This window comes from Mucilaginibacter rigui (assembly GCF_014773275.1).
In the GTDB taxonomy this organism is placed as follows: domain Bacteria; phylum Bacteroidota; class Bacteroidia; order Sphingobacteriales; family Sphingobacteriaceae; genus Mucilaginibacter; species Mucilaginibacter rigui_A.
In genome coordinates this window covers 148,642-165,414 of the sequence record NZ_JACWMW010000003.1, presented here as the reverse complement: position 1 = coordinate 165,414, position 16,773 = coordinate 148,642, and the positions used below count along the sequence as shown (strand labels likewise).

12 protein-coding genes are annotated in these 16,773 nt (G+C 45.6%); 10 read left to right on the top strand and 2 right to left on the bottom strand.

The genetic code is table 11. From position 1 onward, the window contains the following. Positions 1–39: 39 nt before the first annotated feature. Genes IDJ75_RS14145 through IDJ75_RS14135 form a run of 3 tightly spaced genes read left to right on the top strand, consistent with a single transcriptional unit; the run spans position 40 to position 2,472 of the window. Positions 40–1,212, top strand: coding sequence for a galactokinase (locus IDJ75_RS14145; protein ID WP_191176284.1), 1,173 nt, complete (start codon positions 40–42; stop codon positions 1,210–1,212). Between the two features lie 51 nt (positions 1,213–1,263). Continuing rightward, positions 1,264–1,797 carry an RNA methyltransferase gene (locus IDJ75_RS14140; protein ID WP_191176283.1) on the top strand — a complete coding sequence of 178 codons (534 nt, stop codon included), beginning with the start codon at positions 1,264–1,266 and terminating at the stop codon, positions 1,795–1,797. Positions 1,798–1,809: 12 nt separating this feature from the next. Then, the gene (locus tag IDJ75_RS14135; protein WP_191176282.1) at positions 1,810–2,472 is read left to right on the top strand and encodes a YdeI/OmpD-associated family protein; all 663 of its coding nucleotides are present in this window, start codon (positions 1,810–1,812) and stop codon (positions 2,470–2,472) included. 185 nt (positions 2,473–2,657) lie between these two features. On the opposite strand, the gene IDJ75_RS14130 is transcribed toward IDJ75_RS14135, so the two are convergent. Continuing rightward, positions 2,658–4,139, bottom strand: a complete 1,482-nt coding sequence (locus IDJ75_RS14130) for a glutamate synthase subunit beta (RefSeq protein WP_191176281.1) — start codon at positions 4,137–4,139, stop codon at positions 2,658–2,660. 7 nt (positions 4,140–4,146) lie between these two features. After that, on the bottom strand, positions 4,147–8,670 hold the full coding sequence (gene gltB / locus IDJ75_RS14125) for a glutamate synthase large subunit (protein ID WP_191176280.1): 4,524 nt from the start codon (positions 8,668–8,670) through the stop codon (positions 4,147–4,149). A 250-nt stretch (positions 8,671–8,920) separates the two neighbouring features. Between gltB and IDJ75_RS14120 the strand changes: the two genes are divergently transcribed. The 7 genes from IDJ75_RS14120 (at position 8,921) to hisH (ending at position 16,772) form a co-directional block, all read left to right on the top strand. Next, complete coding sequence (locus tag IDJ75_RS14120) at positions 8,921–9,412, top strand: D-glycero-alpha-D-manno-heptose-1,7-bisphosphate 7-phosphatase (RefSeq protein WP_191176279.1); 492 nt, start codon at positions 8,921–8,923, stop codon at positions 9,410–9,412. Between the two features lie 219 nt (positions 9,413–9,631). Then, on the top strand, positions 9,632–11,185 hold the full coding sequence (locus IDJ75_RS14115; protein WP_191176278.1) for a hypothetical protein: 1,554 nt from the start codon (positions 9,632–9,634) through the stop codon (positions 11,183–11,185). 366 nt (positions 11,186–11,551) lie between these two features. Continuing rightward, on the top strand, positions 11,552–12,403 hold the full coding sequence (hisG, locus tag IDJ75_RS14110; protein WP_191176277.1) for an ATP phosphoribosyltransferase: 852 nt from the start codon (positions 11,552–11,554) through the stop codon (positions 12,401–12,403). A gap of 101 nt (positions 12,404–12,504) precedes the next feature. Then, positions 12,505–13,794 (top strand): histidinol dehydrogenase, encoded by a 1,290-nt coding sequence (hisD, locus tag IDJ75_RS14105; RefSeq protein ID WP_191176762.1) that lies wholly within the window; start codon positions 12,505–12,507, stop codon positions 13,792–13,794. A gap of 114 nt (positions 13,795–13,908) precedes the next feature. Continuing rightward, on the top strand, positions 13,909–14,955 hold the full coding sequence (gene hisC / locus IDJ75_RS14100; protein WP_191176276.1) for a histidinol-phosphate transaminase: 1,047 nt from the start codon (positions 13,909–13,911) through the stop codon (positions 14,953–14,955). Positions 14,956–14,957: 2 nt separating this feature from the next. Continuing rightward, positions 14,958–16,100 carry a bifunctional histidinol-phosphatase/imidazoleglycerol-phosphate dehydratase HisB gene (hisB, locus tag IDJ75_RS14095; protein WP_224746606.1) on the top strand — a complete coding sequence of 381 codons (1,143 nt, stop codon included), beginning with the start codon at positions 14,958–14,960 and terminating at the stop codon, positions 16,098–16,100. 81 nt (positions 16,101–16,181) lie between these two features. Next, positions 16,182–16,772: an imidazole glycerol phosphate synthase subunit HisH gene (hisH, locus tag IDJ75_RS14090; RefSeq protein ID WP_191176275.1), complete on the top strand. Its 591-nt coding sequence runs from the start codon at positions 16,182–16,184 to the stop codon at positions 16,770–16,772. The last annotated feature ends 1 nt before the right edge of the window (position 16,773 follow it).

Sequence of the window (16,773 nt, the reverse complement as noted above, 5' to 3'; positions counted from 1 at the left end):
TATTTTACAATATTTGTTTTCCAAACAAAAAACCAATTTATGAGAACCGATTTGCAAGAGCAATTTAATTCGCTATATGGTAAAGATGCAACCGAAACTTTTTTTTCGCCGGGAAGGGTAAACCTGATAGGCGAGCATATTGATTATAACGGCGGGCTGGTTATGCCCTGCGCTATTACCTTTGGTTCATACCTGCTTGTTGCCCCCAATAACGAAAACGTTTTCAGGTTTAAAAGCCTCAATTTTAACGAGCAGGCCGAAGTGCTTTTACAGGCCGATCATAAAAAAACCGGTGAAGTTTGGTACAATTACCCGCTTGGCGTAATATCATACTTTCAGAAAGATGGTAAAAACCTGCAAGGGCTGGATCTGCTATTTTACGGCGATATCCCTATTGGTTCGGGTTTGTCATCATCCGCATCAATAGAAGTGGTTACCGCTTTTGCATTGAACGACCTGTTTAATGCAGGCTACAGTAAACTGGAATTAGTAAAGCTATCGCAAGCTGTAGAAAATAAATTTATTGGCGTAAACTGCGGCATTATGGACCAGTTTGCCGTAGCTTTTGGCGAAAAAGACAAAGCCCTGATGCTGAACTGCGACAGCCTGGATTATCAGGCGGTTGACAGTAACCTTGGCGATTACCTGCTGGCCATTATCAATACCAATAAGCCCCGTAAACTGGCCGAATCAAAATATAACGAACGCGTGCAGGAATGCCAAACAGCCCTTGCAGCCTTAAAGCAGGAGCTGGATATTAACTACCTGTGCGATATAGATACCGAAACTTTTGGCAAATACAAACACCTGATAACCGATGCGGTTGTACAGCGCCGCGCCAAACATGTAATTGAAGAGAACGACCGGGTAAAGCTGGCTGCAAAAGCCCTAAGCAACAACAACCTGGCCGAATTTGGCCGCCTGATGTACGCTTCGCACCAATCCCTGCGCGAGTTGTATGAGGTTAGCGGCATTGAGCTGGATACCGTGGTGGATTATGCCAAAACCAACCCCAACGTTGCCGGCGCGCGTATGACGGGCGCAGGCTTTGGCGGCTGTGCCATCGCACTGGTTAAAAAAGATGCCTTCGGTAAATTCAGCGAAGAAGTAACGGCTTATTATACCGATAAGATTGGCTACGCCCCTTCTGTTTATGCATCGCATATCGGCGATGGGGTAGGCATACTGAATGAAGTAGTGGCTGGTAAGTAGTGAATGGTGAGCAGAGAGTGGTTATATTTGCCACCTCATTGAATACTCTTTATGCGCAAGTTAAAACTCGACGAACTAAACCGTGCCACCATTGATGAATTTAAGGCCCAGGATAAGCTGCCTGTAGCCGTGGTATTGGATAATGTGCGCAGTATGCACAATATCGGGTCTATCTTCCGTACATCTGATGGTTTTGCGGTTGAGCAGGTTTGCCTTTGCGGCATAACCGCCCAGCCCCCGCACCGCGAGATTGAAAAAACAGCTTTAGGCGCTACACAATCTATCAACTGGGCATACTTTGAAACCACTTTACAGGCCGTAGCACACCTGCGTGCCAACGGATATACGATCATAGCCATTGAACAGGCCGAGAACAGCATTATGCTGAATACCTTTACCCCTGCTGCGGATGAAAAATACGCCTTAATATTTGGCAACGAGGTTAACGGCGTAAGCGACGAGGTGATGCAACAAATAGATGCCTGTATCGAGATCCCACAGTTTGGCACCAAGCATTCCTTCAACATCGTGGTATCGGCAGGTATTGTTTTGTGGGATTTCTTTGCTAAATTGAATTTGAAATAGCCCCCCGCCACCATGAGCCCTCTCGCCAAAAAACTGCTTATAAAATCCGGACAGCACTGGCTGATTTTGAACGCACCCGAAGATTACCTGGCTACCCTTGAACCATTGCTGGAGAGTGTTAAGCTATCGTTTACCCCTGAAGGAAACTTTAATGGCATACAGCTTTTTGTACAAAACAGCGCCGGCTTAAACGAAGCCTTAATACAGCTAAAGCCCATTTTAAAAGACGACACCATATTTTGGGTGATCTACCCCAAAAAGAGCTCGGGCATGGAAACCGACCTGGAAATGATGAGCGGCTGGGAAGTAACCAAACCCTACGGATTAAGGCCTGTTGCTTCGGCAGCTATAAATAATGTGTGGACTACTCTGCGTTTCCGCCCGGAGCATTTGGTGAAGCATTCTGATGCCAGTAAGGAATCCATCTCCAAACAAAACGACTACTCCGCATATATCGACGTTGATAAAAAACAGATAACCCTGCCACCCTACCTGCATGAGGCTTTAGCTGCCGAACCCGCGGCTATGGCCACTTACGATAAACTGGCATGGTCGCACCGTAAAGAATACGTGGTTTGGATATTGAGCGCCAAGCAGGAACAAACCAAGGCAAACCGAATTGTTAAAATGATAGAAATGTTATCGGCGGGAAAGAAAAACCCATCTGAAAAATAGTACTTCCTTTCTCCGCGCGTCATTGCGAGGTATGAAGCAATCTTCGACATGCTTGTCGCCGACTTTTCTATCGAAGATTGCCACGTCGCTACGCTCCTTGCAATGACGGTGTTCTCAAATATTCAACAAAAAAGCCCTTGCAGAACTAACTGGCAAGGGCTCGGTCTATAACTGATTAACTAAAACTAATAAAACACTTGTTCAAATTGGTTAACGGCGTCTTTGCTTTCCAGGTTAGAGTGGCCCATCAAAAACTCGTCGACCTTGCGGGCAGCCTCGCGGCCTTCTGATATGGCCCATACCACCAGTGACTGCCCACGGCGCATATCGCCTGCTGCAAACACCTTACTTACGTTGGTACGGTAAATGCCTTCTTTGGCTTTTACGTTCTTACGCTCATCAAGCTCCACATTTAACTGCTGTAAAGCGCCATCAAACTGCGGGTTCACAAAACCCATTGCCAGGAACACACGCTGGCAAGGTATCTCGCGCTCGCTGCCTTCCACCTCGTTAAACTTAATGGGGCGGCCCATTACATCAATCTCCCAACTCACATCGGTTACTTTAAGCGCCCTAAGGTTGCCATCGGCATCGCCTAAAAACTCTTTGGTATTGATACCCCAAAAGCGTTCAACACCTTCCTCGTGCGAGCTGGTAGTTTTCATCACCATTGGGTATGTTGGCCATGGCATATGCGCGGTACGTTTCTCGGGCGGTTGCACCATCACCTCAAATTGCTTAACCGATGCTGCACCCTGGCGGTTTGATGTACCCACGCAATCGCTGCCGGTATCGCCGCCACCTATTACCACTACATCTTTACCGGTGGCTATTATTTCTTCAACCTCAACAGCAATGCTGCTAACGCGTTTGTTTTGTTGTTTCAGGAAATCCATTGCGAAGTGTACGCCTTTAAATTCCCTGCCGGGGATGGGCAGATCGCGCGGGATGGTTGACCCGCCTGCCAGTACCACCGCATCATGCCCGCGAACTATCTCGTCGGCGGCGATATCTTTACCCACTTCGGTATTGCATTTAAATACAATGCCATCCTCTTCCATGATCTGGATGCGGCGGTCAATCACCCATTTCTCCAGTTTAAAATCGGGGATGCCGTAGCGCAGCAAACCACCCGGGCGGTCGTCTCGCTCAAATACGGTAACGCTGTGGCCTGCCTTGCTTAATTGCGCTGCTGCAGCCAAACCAGCCGGGCCCGAGCCTACTACTGCCACCTTTTTGCCCGTTTTAATAAGCGGGGCAACAGGCTTAACCATGTTTTTGGAGTAGGCTATCTCAATGATATGTTTTTCAATTTCCTCGATAGCTACGGCCGGTTTGTTAATACCTAACACGCATGCAGACTCGCACGGTGCAGGGCAAATACGGCCGGTAAACTCGGGGAAATTATTGGTAGATGATAGGATCTGGTACGCGTCGTCCCAGTTTTTGCGGTACACGGCATCATTAAACTCGGGGATAACATTACCAAGCGGGCAACCCGAATGGCAAAATGGTATACCGCAGTTCATGCAGCGTGCCGATTGCTGGTTTAGTTTTTCATCAGAATACAAACCAACAAACTCATTATAGTTTTTAACCCTTTCGGCAACAGGCGTTTTTGCGGGGAGCTCCCTGTTAAATTCCTGAAATCCTGTAACTTTTCCCATTATGATATTAGCTTACGGTTTGATATTCTAATTTTTCTAACACTTTTTTGTACTCCTTAGGGAATACCTTTACAAACTGCGTTGAAGCCTTATTCCAGTTTTTTAAGATGGATTGCGCCAGCTTGCTGCCGGTTAAGTTGATGTGCTTCTTCAGCAACGCGGTTATCTGCTCCTCGTCTTTTAACGATAGCGGGTCAAGGTCAACCATTTCGGTATTGCAGTTTTCTGCAAATGTGCCGTTAGGGTTGTAGATCCAGGCTATACCACCGCTCATGCCTGCCGCAAAGTTCCTTCCGGTTTCGCCCAGTATAAGCGCGCGGCCGCCGGTCATGTACTCGCAACCGTGGTCGCCAATACCTTCAACAACCGTTGTAGCACCCGAGTTACGTACCGCGAAACGCTCGCCTGCCATACCTCTTACAAACAGCTCCCCGCTTGTTGCACCATACAGGGCAACATTACCGATGATGATATTATCCTCAGGTTTAAACGTAGCGTTAGGTGCCGGGTAAATAGCCAGTTGCGCGCCGGATAAGCCTTTACCAACATAATCGTTAGCTTCGCCTTCCAGCTCAAAAGAAATACCTTTTGTAGTGAAAGCACCAAAGCTTTGGCCGGCAGAACCTTTAAATTTATAGTTGATGGTATTATCGGGTAAACCTGCAGAACCATACTTTTTCGAGATCTCGTTTGATAACAGCGTACCGATGGTACGGTTAACGTTGATGACATCAAAAGTGGCGAATACCGGGGTTTTATCCTCTAAAGCCGCTTTCGCACTCTTCAGCAATTCCCAGTCTATGATCTCGTCCATCCCGTGATCCTGCTTTTCGCTGTTGTAAAGCGTTGAGCCTTTGCTTACAGTTACCGGGTGCAGCATGCCGCTCAAGTCAATCTTCTTAGCTTTCCAGCTCTTCAGGTTATCTTTAACCTTCAGGAACTGTACGCGGCCAACCATTTCATTAATGGTACGGAAACCAAGCTCGGCCATTATCTCACGCAGTTCCTCGGCCATAAAACGGAACAGGTTCACAACGTGATCGGGGCTTCCGCTAAACAATTTCCTTAGCTCAGGGTCCTGCGTGGCCACACCTACCGGGCATGTATTTAAGTGGCATTTACGCATCATGATACAGCCGCCTGCAACAAGGGCAGCGGTTGCAACACCCCATTCCTCAGCACCCATCAAAGTGGCAATGGCCAAATCGCGGCCGGTTTTTAGCTGCCCGTCTGTTTGCAGTACCACACGGCTGCGCAGTTTATTGCGTACCAGTGTTTGGTGTGCTTCGGCCAGGCCAAGTTCCCATGGTAAGCCAGCATGTTTTATAGAGCTTATTGGCGATGCGCCAGTACCGCCGTCGTATCCTGCAATCAGGATCACATCGGCGTGTGCTTTGGCTACACCCGCTGCTATGGTGCCTACCCCTGCTTTTGATACCAATTTAACATTGATACGTGCGGCACGGTTGGCGTTCTTTAAATCGAAAATTAATTGCGCCAGGTCCTCGATAGAATAAATATCGTGGTGTGGCGGCGGCGATATTAAGCCCACACCCGGTGTAGAGTGGCGGGTTTTGGCAATCCAGTCGTCAACCTTATGGCCCGGCAGCTGCCCGCCTTCGCCCGGTTTTGCGCCCTGTGCCATTTTTATCTGTAACTCGTCGGCATTGGTGAGGTAGTTTGAGGTTACGCCAAAACGCGCCGATGCAACCTGCTTAATAGCCGAACGCATGGAATCGCCGTTGGCCATTTTCTCATAACGCATCTCGTCCTCACCGCCTTCGCCGGTATTGCTTTTGCCGCCTATGCGGTTCATGGCGATAGCCATGGTGCTGTGCGCCTCGTGAGAGATAGAGCCGAACGACATGGCGCCGGTTGCAAAGCGGGTCATGATGTTCTCAATCGGTTCAACCTCGTCAATGCTGATAGCTTCGCGGTGGTGGGCAAAATCAAGCAGGCCACGAATGGTGAAATGCTTTTCGGTTTGCTCATTTATTGCGTTAGCATAGTTTTTATATACGCTGTAGCTGTTGCTGCGGGTTGCATGCTGCAGCAAGTGTACCGTAGTTGGGTTAAACAAGTGGGCCTCGCCGCGGCGTTTCCACTGGTAAATACCACCTTCGGGCAGTAAATGATTTTCTGTTTTAGGGCTGTTAAAGCCTATTTTATGTTTGCAAAGCGATTCTTTCGCTATCTCATCAAGGCCCAAACCTTCAATACGGGTAACCGCTCCGGTAAAGTAGCGGTCAACCACTTCTTTGTTCAAGCCCAATATTTCAAACACCTGCGAGCCGTGGTATGATTGCAGGGTAGAGATGCCCATTTTTGAGAAGATCTTCAGCAAGCCATCATTAACCGACTTTACATAGTTTTTGTAAAGCGCTTTAATATCCAGGCTGGTTTCCAGTTGGCCATTATTCTTCAATGTTTCAATAGTTGACAGCGCCAGGTATGGGTTAATGGCAGTTGCACCAAAGGCTAACAAGGTAGCAAAGTGGTGTACTTCCCAAACATCGCCTGTTTCGGCAACAATACCTACCGCGCCACGGCGGCCTTTTTTTATCAGGTGGTGATGCACGGCCGATACTGCCAGCAGCATAGGGATAGGCGCATGTTCTGAGTCGATTGCACGGTCGCTTAGTATCAATACCTCAAAGCCATCATCAACGGCATCTTCGGCATAGCGGCAAAGCCTTGCAATACCTTTTTCTAATGAGCCGGCGTTACCATCGGCGTTATAATAGGTTTGCAGCGTTTTGGCATGGAACAACCCGGTATCTATCGACCGCAGTTTCTCTAACTGGTGGTTCTTTAGTATAGGGTGGTTAAGCACAACGCAATGGCAGTGCATTTTATCTTCATCAAGCAGGTTACCGTTGTTACCGATGAAGGTAGCCAAACTCATTACCAAACGTTCGCGGATAGGGTCTATCGGCGGGTTGGTAACCTGTGCAAAAAACTGCTTAAAGTAACTTGAGAGGTGTTGTGGTTTATCAGACAGGATAGCCAAAGGCACATCCGTACCCATTGATCCGATAGGCTCCTTACCATCCAATGCCATAGGTTTGATGATGGTATCGATATCCTCGCGGCTGTAGCCAAATACCTGCTGGTAGCGGTAAACCGCATCAGCGCTCAGGCTGGCGAATGATAAACGCGGCTCGGCCAGTTCACCTAAACGGATCTTATAATTATCCAGCCAGGTGCCGTATGGCTGCTGGCCGGAGATCTCTTTCTTAATTTCTTCGTCTGTTATGATCTTCCCTTTTTCGGTATCTATCAATAACATTTTACCCGGCTGCAGGCGGCCTTTGCGTATAACGGTGCTCTCGTCAATTTTCAGGGTGCCCGCTTCTGATGCTGCTATAACGCGGCCATCATTGGTTATCACAAAGCGCAGCGGGCGCAGGCCGTTACGGTCAAGCAATGCCCCAACCAGTTTACCATCGGTAAAGCTGATAGCGGCCGGGCCGTCCCATGGCTCCATTAAGGTAGCATGGTACTCGTAAAATGCCTTTTTAACCGGGTCCATCTGTTCGTTGCCATCCCATGCCTCGGGTATCAGCATCATCATTACGTGTGGTAACGAGCGGCCGGTGTGCAATAATATCTCGATGATGTTATCTAAACAGGCCGAATCCGACTGGTTATTATCAATAACAGGTAAAAGCATCTCCATTTCCTCGTTGGTGAAATAGGCCGATGCGAAAGATCTTACGCCCGAATAGAACCAGTTAAGGTTACCGGTAAGGGTGTTTATTTCGCCGTTATGCGCAATTAAGCGGAATGGCTGCGCCAGTTTCCACGATGGGAAGGTATTGGTTGAGAAACGCGAGTGGATGAGGGCCAGGCCCGATGTAACACGCGGATCGGCCAGATCGGGAAAGTACTTACGCAGTTGGTAAGTGGTTACCTGCCCCTTATAAATAATGGTGCGGCAAGAGAATGATGTAAAGTAAAAATGCTCTGCAGCCGCAGGGATGGTTTCAGTAACGGTTTTATTAATATAGCGGCGCAATACATATAGTTTGCGCTCAAAATCGTCGGTATTGGTAATGGTACGCGGGCGGCCAACAAAAAGCTGTTCGCAATCAGGCTCGGCCTGGCGTGCAGTTTCGCCAATCACGGATGAATCGACCGAAATTTTACGGTATCCAAGTAATTCAAAGCCAAGTTTTTCAACCGCAGCGGCAATAATTTTACGGCTTGCCTTCTTTAGGGCAGGCTCTTTCGGGAAGAAGATCATACCCACTCCATAGCTTCCCGGCTCAGGAAGGCTTATCTCCAGATCAGAGCATTCTTCCATCAAAAACTCGTGTGGAAGTTGAATCAGGATACCCGCGCCGTCACCGCTTTCGGGGTCGCAGCCACAGGCTCCACGGTGCTCCATGTTCTCTAACATCGTTAAAGCATCGCTAACAATACTGTGCGATTTATGACCGTTTATGTTAGTAATAAATCCTGTTCCGCAGGAATCGTGCTCAAATTCCGACCTGTATAGGCCCTGCTGGTTACAATCAGTTTGATCCATATTTTTATCCGCATATTTATGACGCGGGTAATAACGAAATTACCAAATTTTGATATTTTTATAAAATCGCTACTAATTTTTTCAAAATTATTAAAACAAGATGTATTTATTACAAATAAATTATAAAGTCGACAATAATTGTCGCATATATATATGAATTTAATAATTCTTAACGTTTATTTAATATGCACACATAGTAAATAAGCTTAATAATCTAATTTTGCCGAAATTGACTTATACCTTATAATATATGGCCGAAAAAATTAAAGCAGTGTTTTTAGACAGAGATGGAGTTTTAAACAAAGAAATGGGCGATTACGTTTGCCGCCTTGAAGATTTCCATGTGCTTGATAATTTTGACGCGCTTAAAGAATTGCAGGATCGTGGGTACATGCTTTTGGTAGCTACAAACCAGGGTGGCCTGGCTAAAGGCTGGTATGATGAAACCGAGCTTGGCAAAATGCACGCCCATTTAAAACAGGTTTACCAGGAGCATGGCGTAGAAATAACCGACTTTTTTTATTGCCCCCACCACCCCAACTTTACCGGCGACTGTGATTGCCGAAAACCAAAACCGGGTTTATTATTCCAGGGTATTGAGAAATATAATATAGATCCATCAAAATCATATTTTATTGGCGACCGGGAACGCGATGTAGAAGCAGGCACCGCAGCAGGCGTAAAAGGTATTTTAATAGACAGCGACCAGCCGATAAGTACGGTTTTGGATTTAATAGATTAAGGTTGATTTATTTTAACCACAGAGAACACAGAGGTTTACACGGAATTCACAGAGGTATAATTGAAAAGCTATGTGTGCTTTGTGCTTTTGTTTTGTGGTTATTAAATATAATATCTATTTGCAAAACTCAGTAAACTCTGTGTTTTTATCTTTGTGCTCTCTGTGGTTAAAACAATATTACTTTAAAACAATTTCCGCTTTATATCCTTTAAAACAACAATGGGATTTTTAGAAAAACTAAAAAACTATGATACGCTGCTGTTTTCGGCAATAGCGGCTTTTGCTATATACATTTATTGTAGTTACAGCGGTATCGGCATCTCGCCCGATTCCATTATGTACACCAGCGCGGCCCGTAGCTTTGCGGCGCATGGTACATTGCTTACGTTTAACCACATCCCTATTGTTGATTTCCCTGTCTTTTATCCAACCTTTCTGGGTATCATCAGCTTTATCACCCGTACCGATCCTGTAGCTTTTGGCGCTGTACTAAACATGATATTATTTGCTGTGGTGATATATGCCAGCGGGTGGATCATGTCGCGCTTTGTGCCGGCATCACATGTGTATAAATGGCTGGTACTGGCTGCCATCGTGTTAAACCCGGGTTTGCTACAGGTGTACTCCTACCTGTGGTCGGAGACGCTATTTATACTGGAGGTATTGTTATTTTTTATTGCCTTCAGGCAATACCTGCTCACCTATGCCGGTAAATGGCTGGTTGCTGCGGCGGCTATAGCTGCTGTGGCCTGTATAACCCGTTATGCGGCAGTTACCATTGTAGGTACAGGTGGTTTGTTATTACTGCTGGACAGGAAGCTCCCCATCAAAAAGAAATTTGTACATATTATTATATATGGTTTTATATGTATCTCGCTGCTGGTAGCCAACCTTACCTTTAACGCCCTGCATACCGGAACCGTTACCGGCCCGCGCGAGCCATCTATCACTTCATTCGGTAAAAACCTGTTTTATTTCGGCTCGGTATTCTGCGAGTGGATGGGCATAAGCCCCAATTTGTATGATACATTTGCCACACCGCTGGCCATTATTATACTGTTAGGCTTTATTGCCGCTTTGGTTTATAATTTTATGCGCCGCAAGCTGGATAGTTTTGAGAACCTGGCTATCACTTTCGCGCTGGTTTACGGGTTGTTTATTGTGCTGTCATCTACCTTTTCGCGCTACGAGCGGATAAACCCCCGCTTATTGGCCCCTATGTATATCCCCGCCCTTTGGGGATACACCAGTTGGGGTATGCTGGCGCTTAAACGTATTGCCGAAAAGCGTGTACGTGTGGCCGTGGCTGCTGTATTTATACTGCTGATGCTGGGCTACATCACCAAAATATTTTTGATAGATAAACAACGTTATAATGACCAGATAGCCGATGAATACGGTAACCCCGGCTATACCGATAACGACTGGAAGGAATCGGAATTTGCCAATTACCTGAGGCATATAGATAAAGGTATGTTTAAACCCAAAGTGGGTATTTACTCTGATGCGCACGAGGCGGTGTATTTTTTCTCCGGCATGTCATCATATCTTGTTCCGCACAAGTTCTTTAAAAAGGATGTAGAGAAATTCTACCGTATCAAACGCTTTTACCTGATCTGGTTCAACAACCTGGAGAACCCGGAACTGATCAACATTAAGGATATCCAAAAGGTAAAAAAACTGAAAGTAATAAAACAATTTGAAGGCGGTGCTATCTACGAATATGAAGGCGAAACACCTGCGGCCAAACGCGACACTTTAACAACGCATTAAGGCGAACTGAGGGCGTTTTTTGGCGAATGAAAGCCTAAAAAAGGCGAAAAAAGGTAGCACATCCCGAAGTAAATGTTTTTAAGATAAAATGAGTGTAAAAATTACATAAGCACTTATACATATTGCCATTCTGATAAAAAACCATACTAAAAATTAAATTTTTGACAATCAATTTCACATAAAATTTTGATTTAATAAAATAGGGCATATATTTGCATCGCTTATCCACAGCAAATCATATAAAATGAACGGATTTAACACATATCATTTACATCTGCACCATCACCACCATGTGGTGATCAGATAATATATGTTTCTACGCGAAATATCGTCCTCCGTTTATATTCATTTCCTAAAAATCAATTTGTGAAAACATTAAAAATAGCGATCCAGAAATCGGGTCGGCTCAACGAAAAATCCGTTGAATTATTAAAAAATTGCGGCCTTAATTTCGAAAATTATAAGAGCTCGCTTATCTCCCCTGTATCAAATTTCCCGTTAGAAATATTGTTCCTACGTGACGACGATATCCCTGAGTATGTGCAAGATGGCATTGCCGACCTGGGCATTGTTGGCGAAAACGTAATACAGGAAACCGAAGTGGAAGTAAGCTACCTGCAAAAGCTTGGCTTTGGCAAATGCTCGCTTAAAATTGCGGTACCAAATAACAATACCATCACCAGCCTTGATCAGCTTAACGGTAAAGCCATTGCTACCACCTACCCGGTTATCCTTGGTAAATACCTGAAAGAGAAAGGCATACAATCAGACATCCGTACTATATCCGGCTCGGTAGAGATCTCGCCGGGCCTGGGCTTGAGCGATGCTATCTGCGACCTGGTATCAACAGGCGGCACTTTAAAAAGCAATGGATTGGCTCCTTTTGCTGATGTAATGAGCAGCGAAGCGGTACTAATTGGCAGTAAAGGCAGCGAGAACGACGACCTGGTTAAAGAACTGATCCAGCGCATTCAGTCGGTATTACGCGCAAAAGAAACTAAATACGTGGTGCTGAACGTTGAACGTAAAAACCTTGATGCTGTAAATGCGCTGCTACCGGGCGTAAAAAGCCCTTCTGTAGTGCCATTGGCAGAGGTTGACTGGGTTGCCGTACACACCGTTATACCCGAACGCGATTTTTGGGATAGGATAAGTCAATTGAAACAAGCTGGTGCACAGGGCATTGTAGTAATGCCGATAGAAAAGATAATATTGTAACCCCCTAACCCCCTCAAGGGGGAACAAAATGTTTTACAATGGAAAATAACAATCAAAAAGATGCATTTCAAAAGCTCCCACTTCAGGGGGCTGGGGGGGTAATGGAAACATTCAAATATTCAGACCTAAGTAAAGGGGATATAACCCACCTTGTACAGCGAAATGTGGACCCTGCGAACGAGATCCGCGCGTTGGTTGAGAACGTGATTGAGCAGGTAAAACAACACGGTGACAGCGCTTTGCTGAACTATGCAGAACAGTTTGACAAGGTTGAACTCACCAAACTTTACCTGAATAAAGCCGAACTGGAAGAACTGGCTTCGGCAGTTTCTGAAGACCAGCAAGAGGCTTTGCAAACGGCTTATGCCAACATCTACAAATTCCATAAAGCACAATTAAAACAGGAAGATAAGGTAGAAACCATGCCCGGCGTTACCTGCTGGCGCGAATTAAGGGCCATTGAAAAGGTGGGATTGTACATTCCAGGTGGCACTGCGGTTTTGCCATCCACATTCTTAATGCTGGGCATCCCTGCACGTATTGCGGGCTGTAATGAGATTGTGGTATGTTCACCCCCGCAAAAAAACGGCAAGGTTAACGCTTTTATAGCTTATGTGGCTTTAATGCTGGGAATAGATAAGGTGTATCTTGTGGGCGGGTCGCAGGCTGTAGCGGCAATGGCTTATGGTACTGAAAGCATTACTAAAGTTGATAAAATATTTGGCCCGGGAAATCAATTTGTAACCAAGGCCAAAACCATTATACAAAGCACCACCACTACTGCTATTGATATGCCTGCGGGTCCATCGGAAGTTTTGGTAATTGCAGATAATACCGCTAAACCAGCCTATGTAGCCGCCGATCTGCTGGCACAAGCAGAACATGGGGTTGATAGTCAGTCGATACTGGTGTGTACATCAGAAACCATCGTGCAGCAAACCCTGGCCGAGGTTGAAAAACAACTTGCTGTTTTACCACGTGCCGAGATAGCGAAGCAGGCGATAGATAATTCATACGTCATTATTACCCAAAACTTGGATGAGGCGATGGATTTCAGCAACCAATACGCCCCCGAACACTTAATTTTGGCAACTACCAACTGGCAGCAGCTAACCGCTAAAATTATCAATGCAGGTTCGGTTTTCCTGGGGAATTTAACACCGGAGAGCGCGGGTGATTACGCATCGGGAACTAACCATACACTGCCAACCAGCAGTTATGCAAGGGCTTACTCGGGCGTATCGGTAGATTCGTTTGTGAAGAAGATCACCTTCCAGTATTTAACGGAGGAAGGGATACAAAATATAGGGCCATCGGTAGAAATACTGGCCGAAATGGAAGGCCTGCACGCGCACCGGAACGCAGTGACTGTGAGGATGAATAATAAATAATTGAAATAACGATGTCATTGCTAGCGATAGCGTGGCAACCTCAGCATATCCGTATGTCCTATAAGGTTGCCAAGTTGCTACGCTCGTCGCAATGACATATTTAATTAGAATAAAATGTTCGAATTAAACAACATACTACGCGAAAACATCAAAAACCTAACCCCCTACTCTTCTGCACGGGATGAGTACACGGGCGAGGCCAGCGTGTTTTTGGATGCCAATGAAAATGCCTACGGTTCGCCGCTGGAAACGGCTTACAACCGCTACCCCGACCCTTTGCAATACCAGGTTAAGCTAAAGCTGAGTCAAATAAAAGGCGTGCCACCGCGCAATATATTTTTAGGTAATGGCAGCGACGAGGCTATTGATATCCTCTTCCGTAGCTTTTGTAACCCGGGTGTAGATAACGTGATCATCGTACCGCCAACCTACGGCATGTACCAGGTATCAGCTAATATTAATGATGTTGAGGCAAAAAAGGTATTGTTGACCGAAGAATATCAGCTTGACCTTGATGGCATTGCCGAAGCTATCGACAAAAACACAAAATTGATCTTCATCTGCTCGCCCAATAACCCCACGGGCAACTCCATCAATCGCGATGACATTGAAACTCTGCTGGCCAATTTTAACGGCATTGTGGTGATAGATGAAGCATACATCAACTTTAGCAGGCAAAAAACCTTTATACAGGAACTGACTGAATATGCCAACCTGGTAGTGCTGCAAACCCTCTCTAAAGCATGGGGATTAGCCGGCCTGCGTGTAGGCATGGCCTTCGCAAGCGAGGAGATCATCGAGGTAATGAACAAAGTGAAACCACCCTACAACGTAAACGAGGCATCGCAACAGCTGGCTTTACAGGCACTAAACAATGTATCGCTGGTAAACCTGTGGATAAAAGAAACTTTAGAGCAGCGCGACAGCCTGGTTTTAGCGTTAAAGGAGTTTAATTTTGTGCTGGATATTTACCCCTCAGATGCCAACTTTATCCTTGTAAAAACAACTGATGCCAAGGCTATTTATGAATTCTTAGTTCAGCACGGCATTATCATCCGCGACCGCTCGAAAGTGGAGCTTTGCGAGGGTTGCCTGCGTATCACCATTGGCACGCCCGATGAAAATAAAACTCTGCTATTAACATTACAGCAATACAAATAATAATGAGCAAGTTGCAAAAAATACTTTTTATTGACCGCGATGGCACCCTCATCAACGAAACACCCGATGAGCAGATAGATTCGTTCGCGAAGCTAACTTTTTACCCCGGCGCTTTGCAATACCTGCCAAAAATTGCGGCCGAGCTTGATTATGAGCTGGTAATGGTAACCAACCAGGATGGTTTGGGTACGGCATCATACCCGGAGGATACCTTTTACCCCGTACATAATTTTATCCTCAAAACGTTTGAGAACGAAGGTGTCCATTTTACTTATCAGGCAATTGACCGCACTTTTCCGGCCGATAACGCCCCTACCCGCAAACCTGCAACAGGTTTATTAACCCAATACCTGGACACTACAAAGTACGATCTGATAAATTCATTTACCATTGGTGATCGTAAAAACGATGTACTGCTGGCCAAAAACCTGGGTGCAAAAGCTATCTGGTTAAATAATAAATCGGGATTAGGTGACGGTGAGTTTAAAACTGAGGATGACATTACCAATGTGGTAGCCCTGCAAACTATTGATTGGAAAGAAATTTACGAATTTTTAAAACTGGGCGAACGCATTGTTGAACATAGTCGCGTTACCAAAGAAACCGATATCCGCATTAAGCTAAACCTTGACGGTACAGGCGAAGCCAGAATCTCGACCGGCCTGCACTTTTTCGATCACATGCTTGATCAAATAGCCCGCCATGGAGGTATAGATTTGGAAATAACCGCTAAAGGCGATCTGCATATCGACGAGCACCACACCATTGAAGATACCGGCATTGCCTTAGGCGAAGTTTTTGCTACCGCTTTGGGCAATAAAATGGGTATTGAGCGTTATGGTTTTTGCCTCCCGATGGATGATTGCCTGGCACAGGCGGCAATTGACTTTGGCGGCCGCAACTGGATTGTTTGGGATGCTGATTTTAAACGCGAAAAAGTGGGCGATGTACCAACAGAAATGTTCTACCATTTTTTCAAATCGTTCAGCGATGCATCAAAATGCAACCTGAATATAAAAGCAGAGGGGCAAAACGAACATCACAAAATAGAAGCTATATTTAAAGCCTTTGCCAAAGCCATAAAAATGGCCGTAAAGCGCGATGTTAATAAAATGGTTTTACCGAGTACTAAAGGACTTTTGTAGAGAGGCAAGAAGTCAGGAAGCAAGAGTCGGGACAAAACTATCTTGATTCTTAGGTCTTGATCTCTTGATTCAATAAAAAATATGATAGGCATTATCAGATATGGCGCCGGGAACATTTTCTCGCTTACTGCAGCTTTAGACAGGCTGGGCATTGACTATGGCATGGTAAACACCGAGGCTGACCTGGAACAATATGATCGTTATATCATCCCAGGGGTTGGGCATGCCGGTGCTGCTATGCATAAACTGGAACAAACAGGGCTGGTGCCTGCCATAAAGGCGCTTAAAAAACCTGCTTTGGGTATTTGCGTAGGCATGCAATTGCTTACAGCATATAGCGAAGAGGGCGATGCTAGACTGCTGAACTTGTTCCCCATCAAAACGCTTAAATTTCCACATGAGGGCGGGTTTAAGGTACCACACACCGGTTGGAACCAGGTTTACCCCGAAAAAGAAAACCCTTTATTTGAAAATATACCCTCCGGGTCACACTTTTACTTCGTACATTCATACTTTATTGAATACGACCAATCATTCACTTTATCGTCAACCAGTTACATAAATAAATTTTCGGCATCAATTTGGCATAGTAATTTTTACGGTGTGCAGTTTCACCCCGAAAAGTCAGGCATTTATGGCGAAACATTATTAAAAAACTTCTCAAAAATTTAAA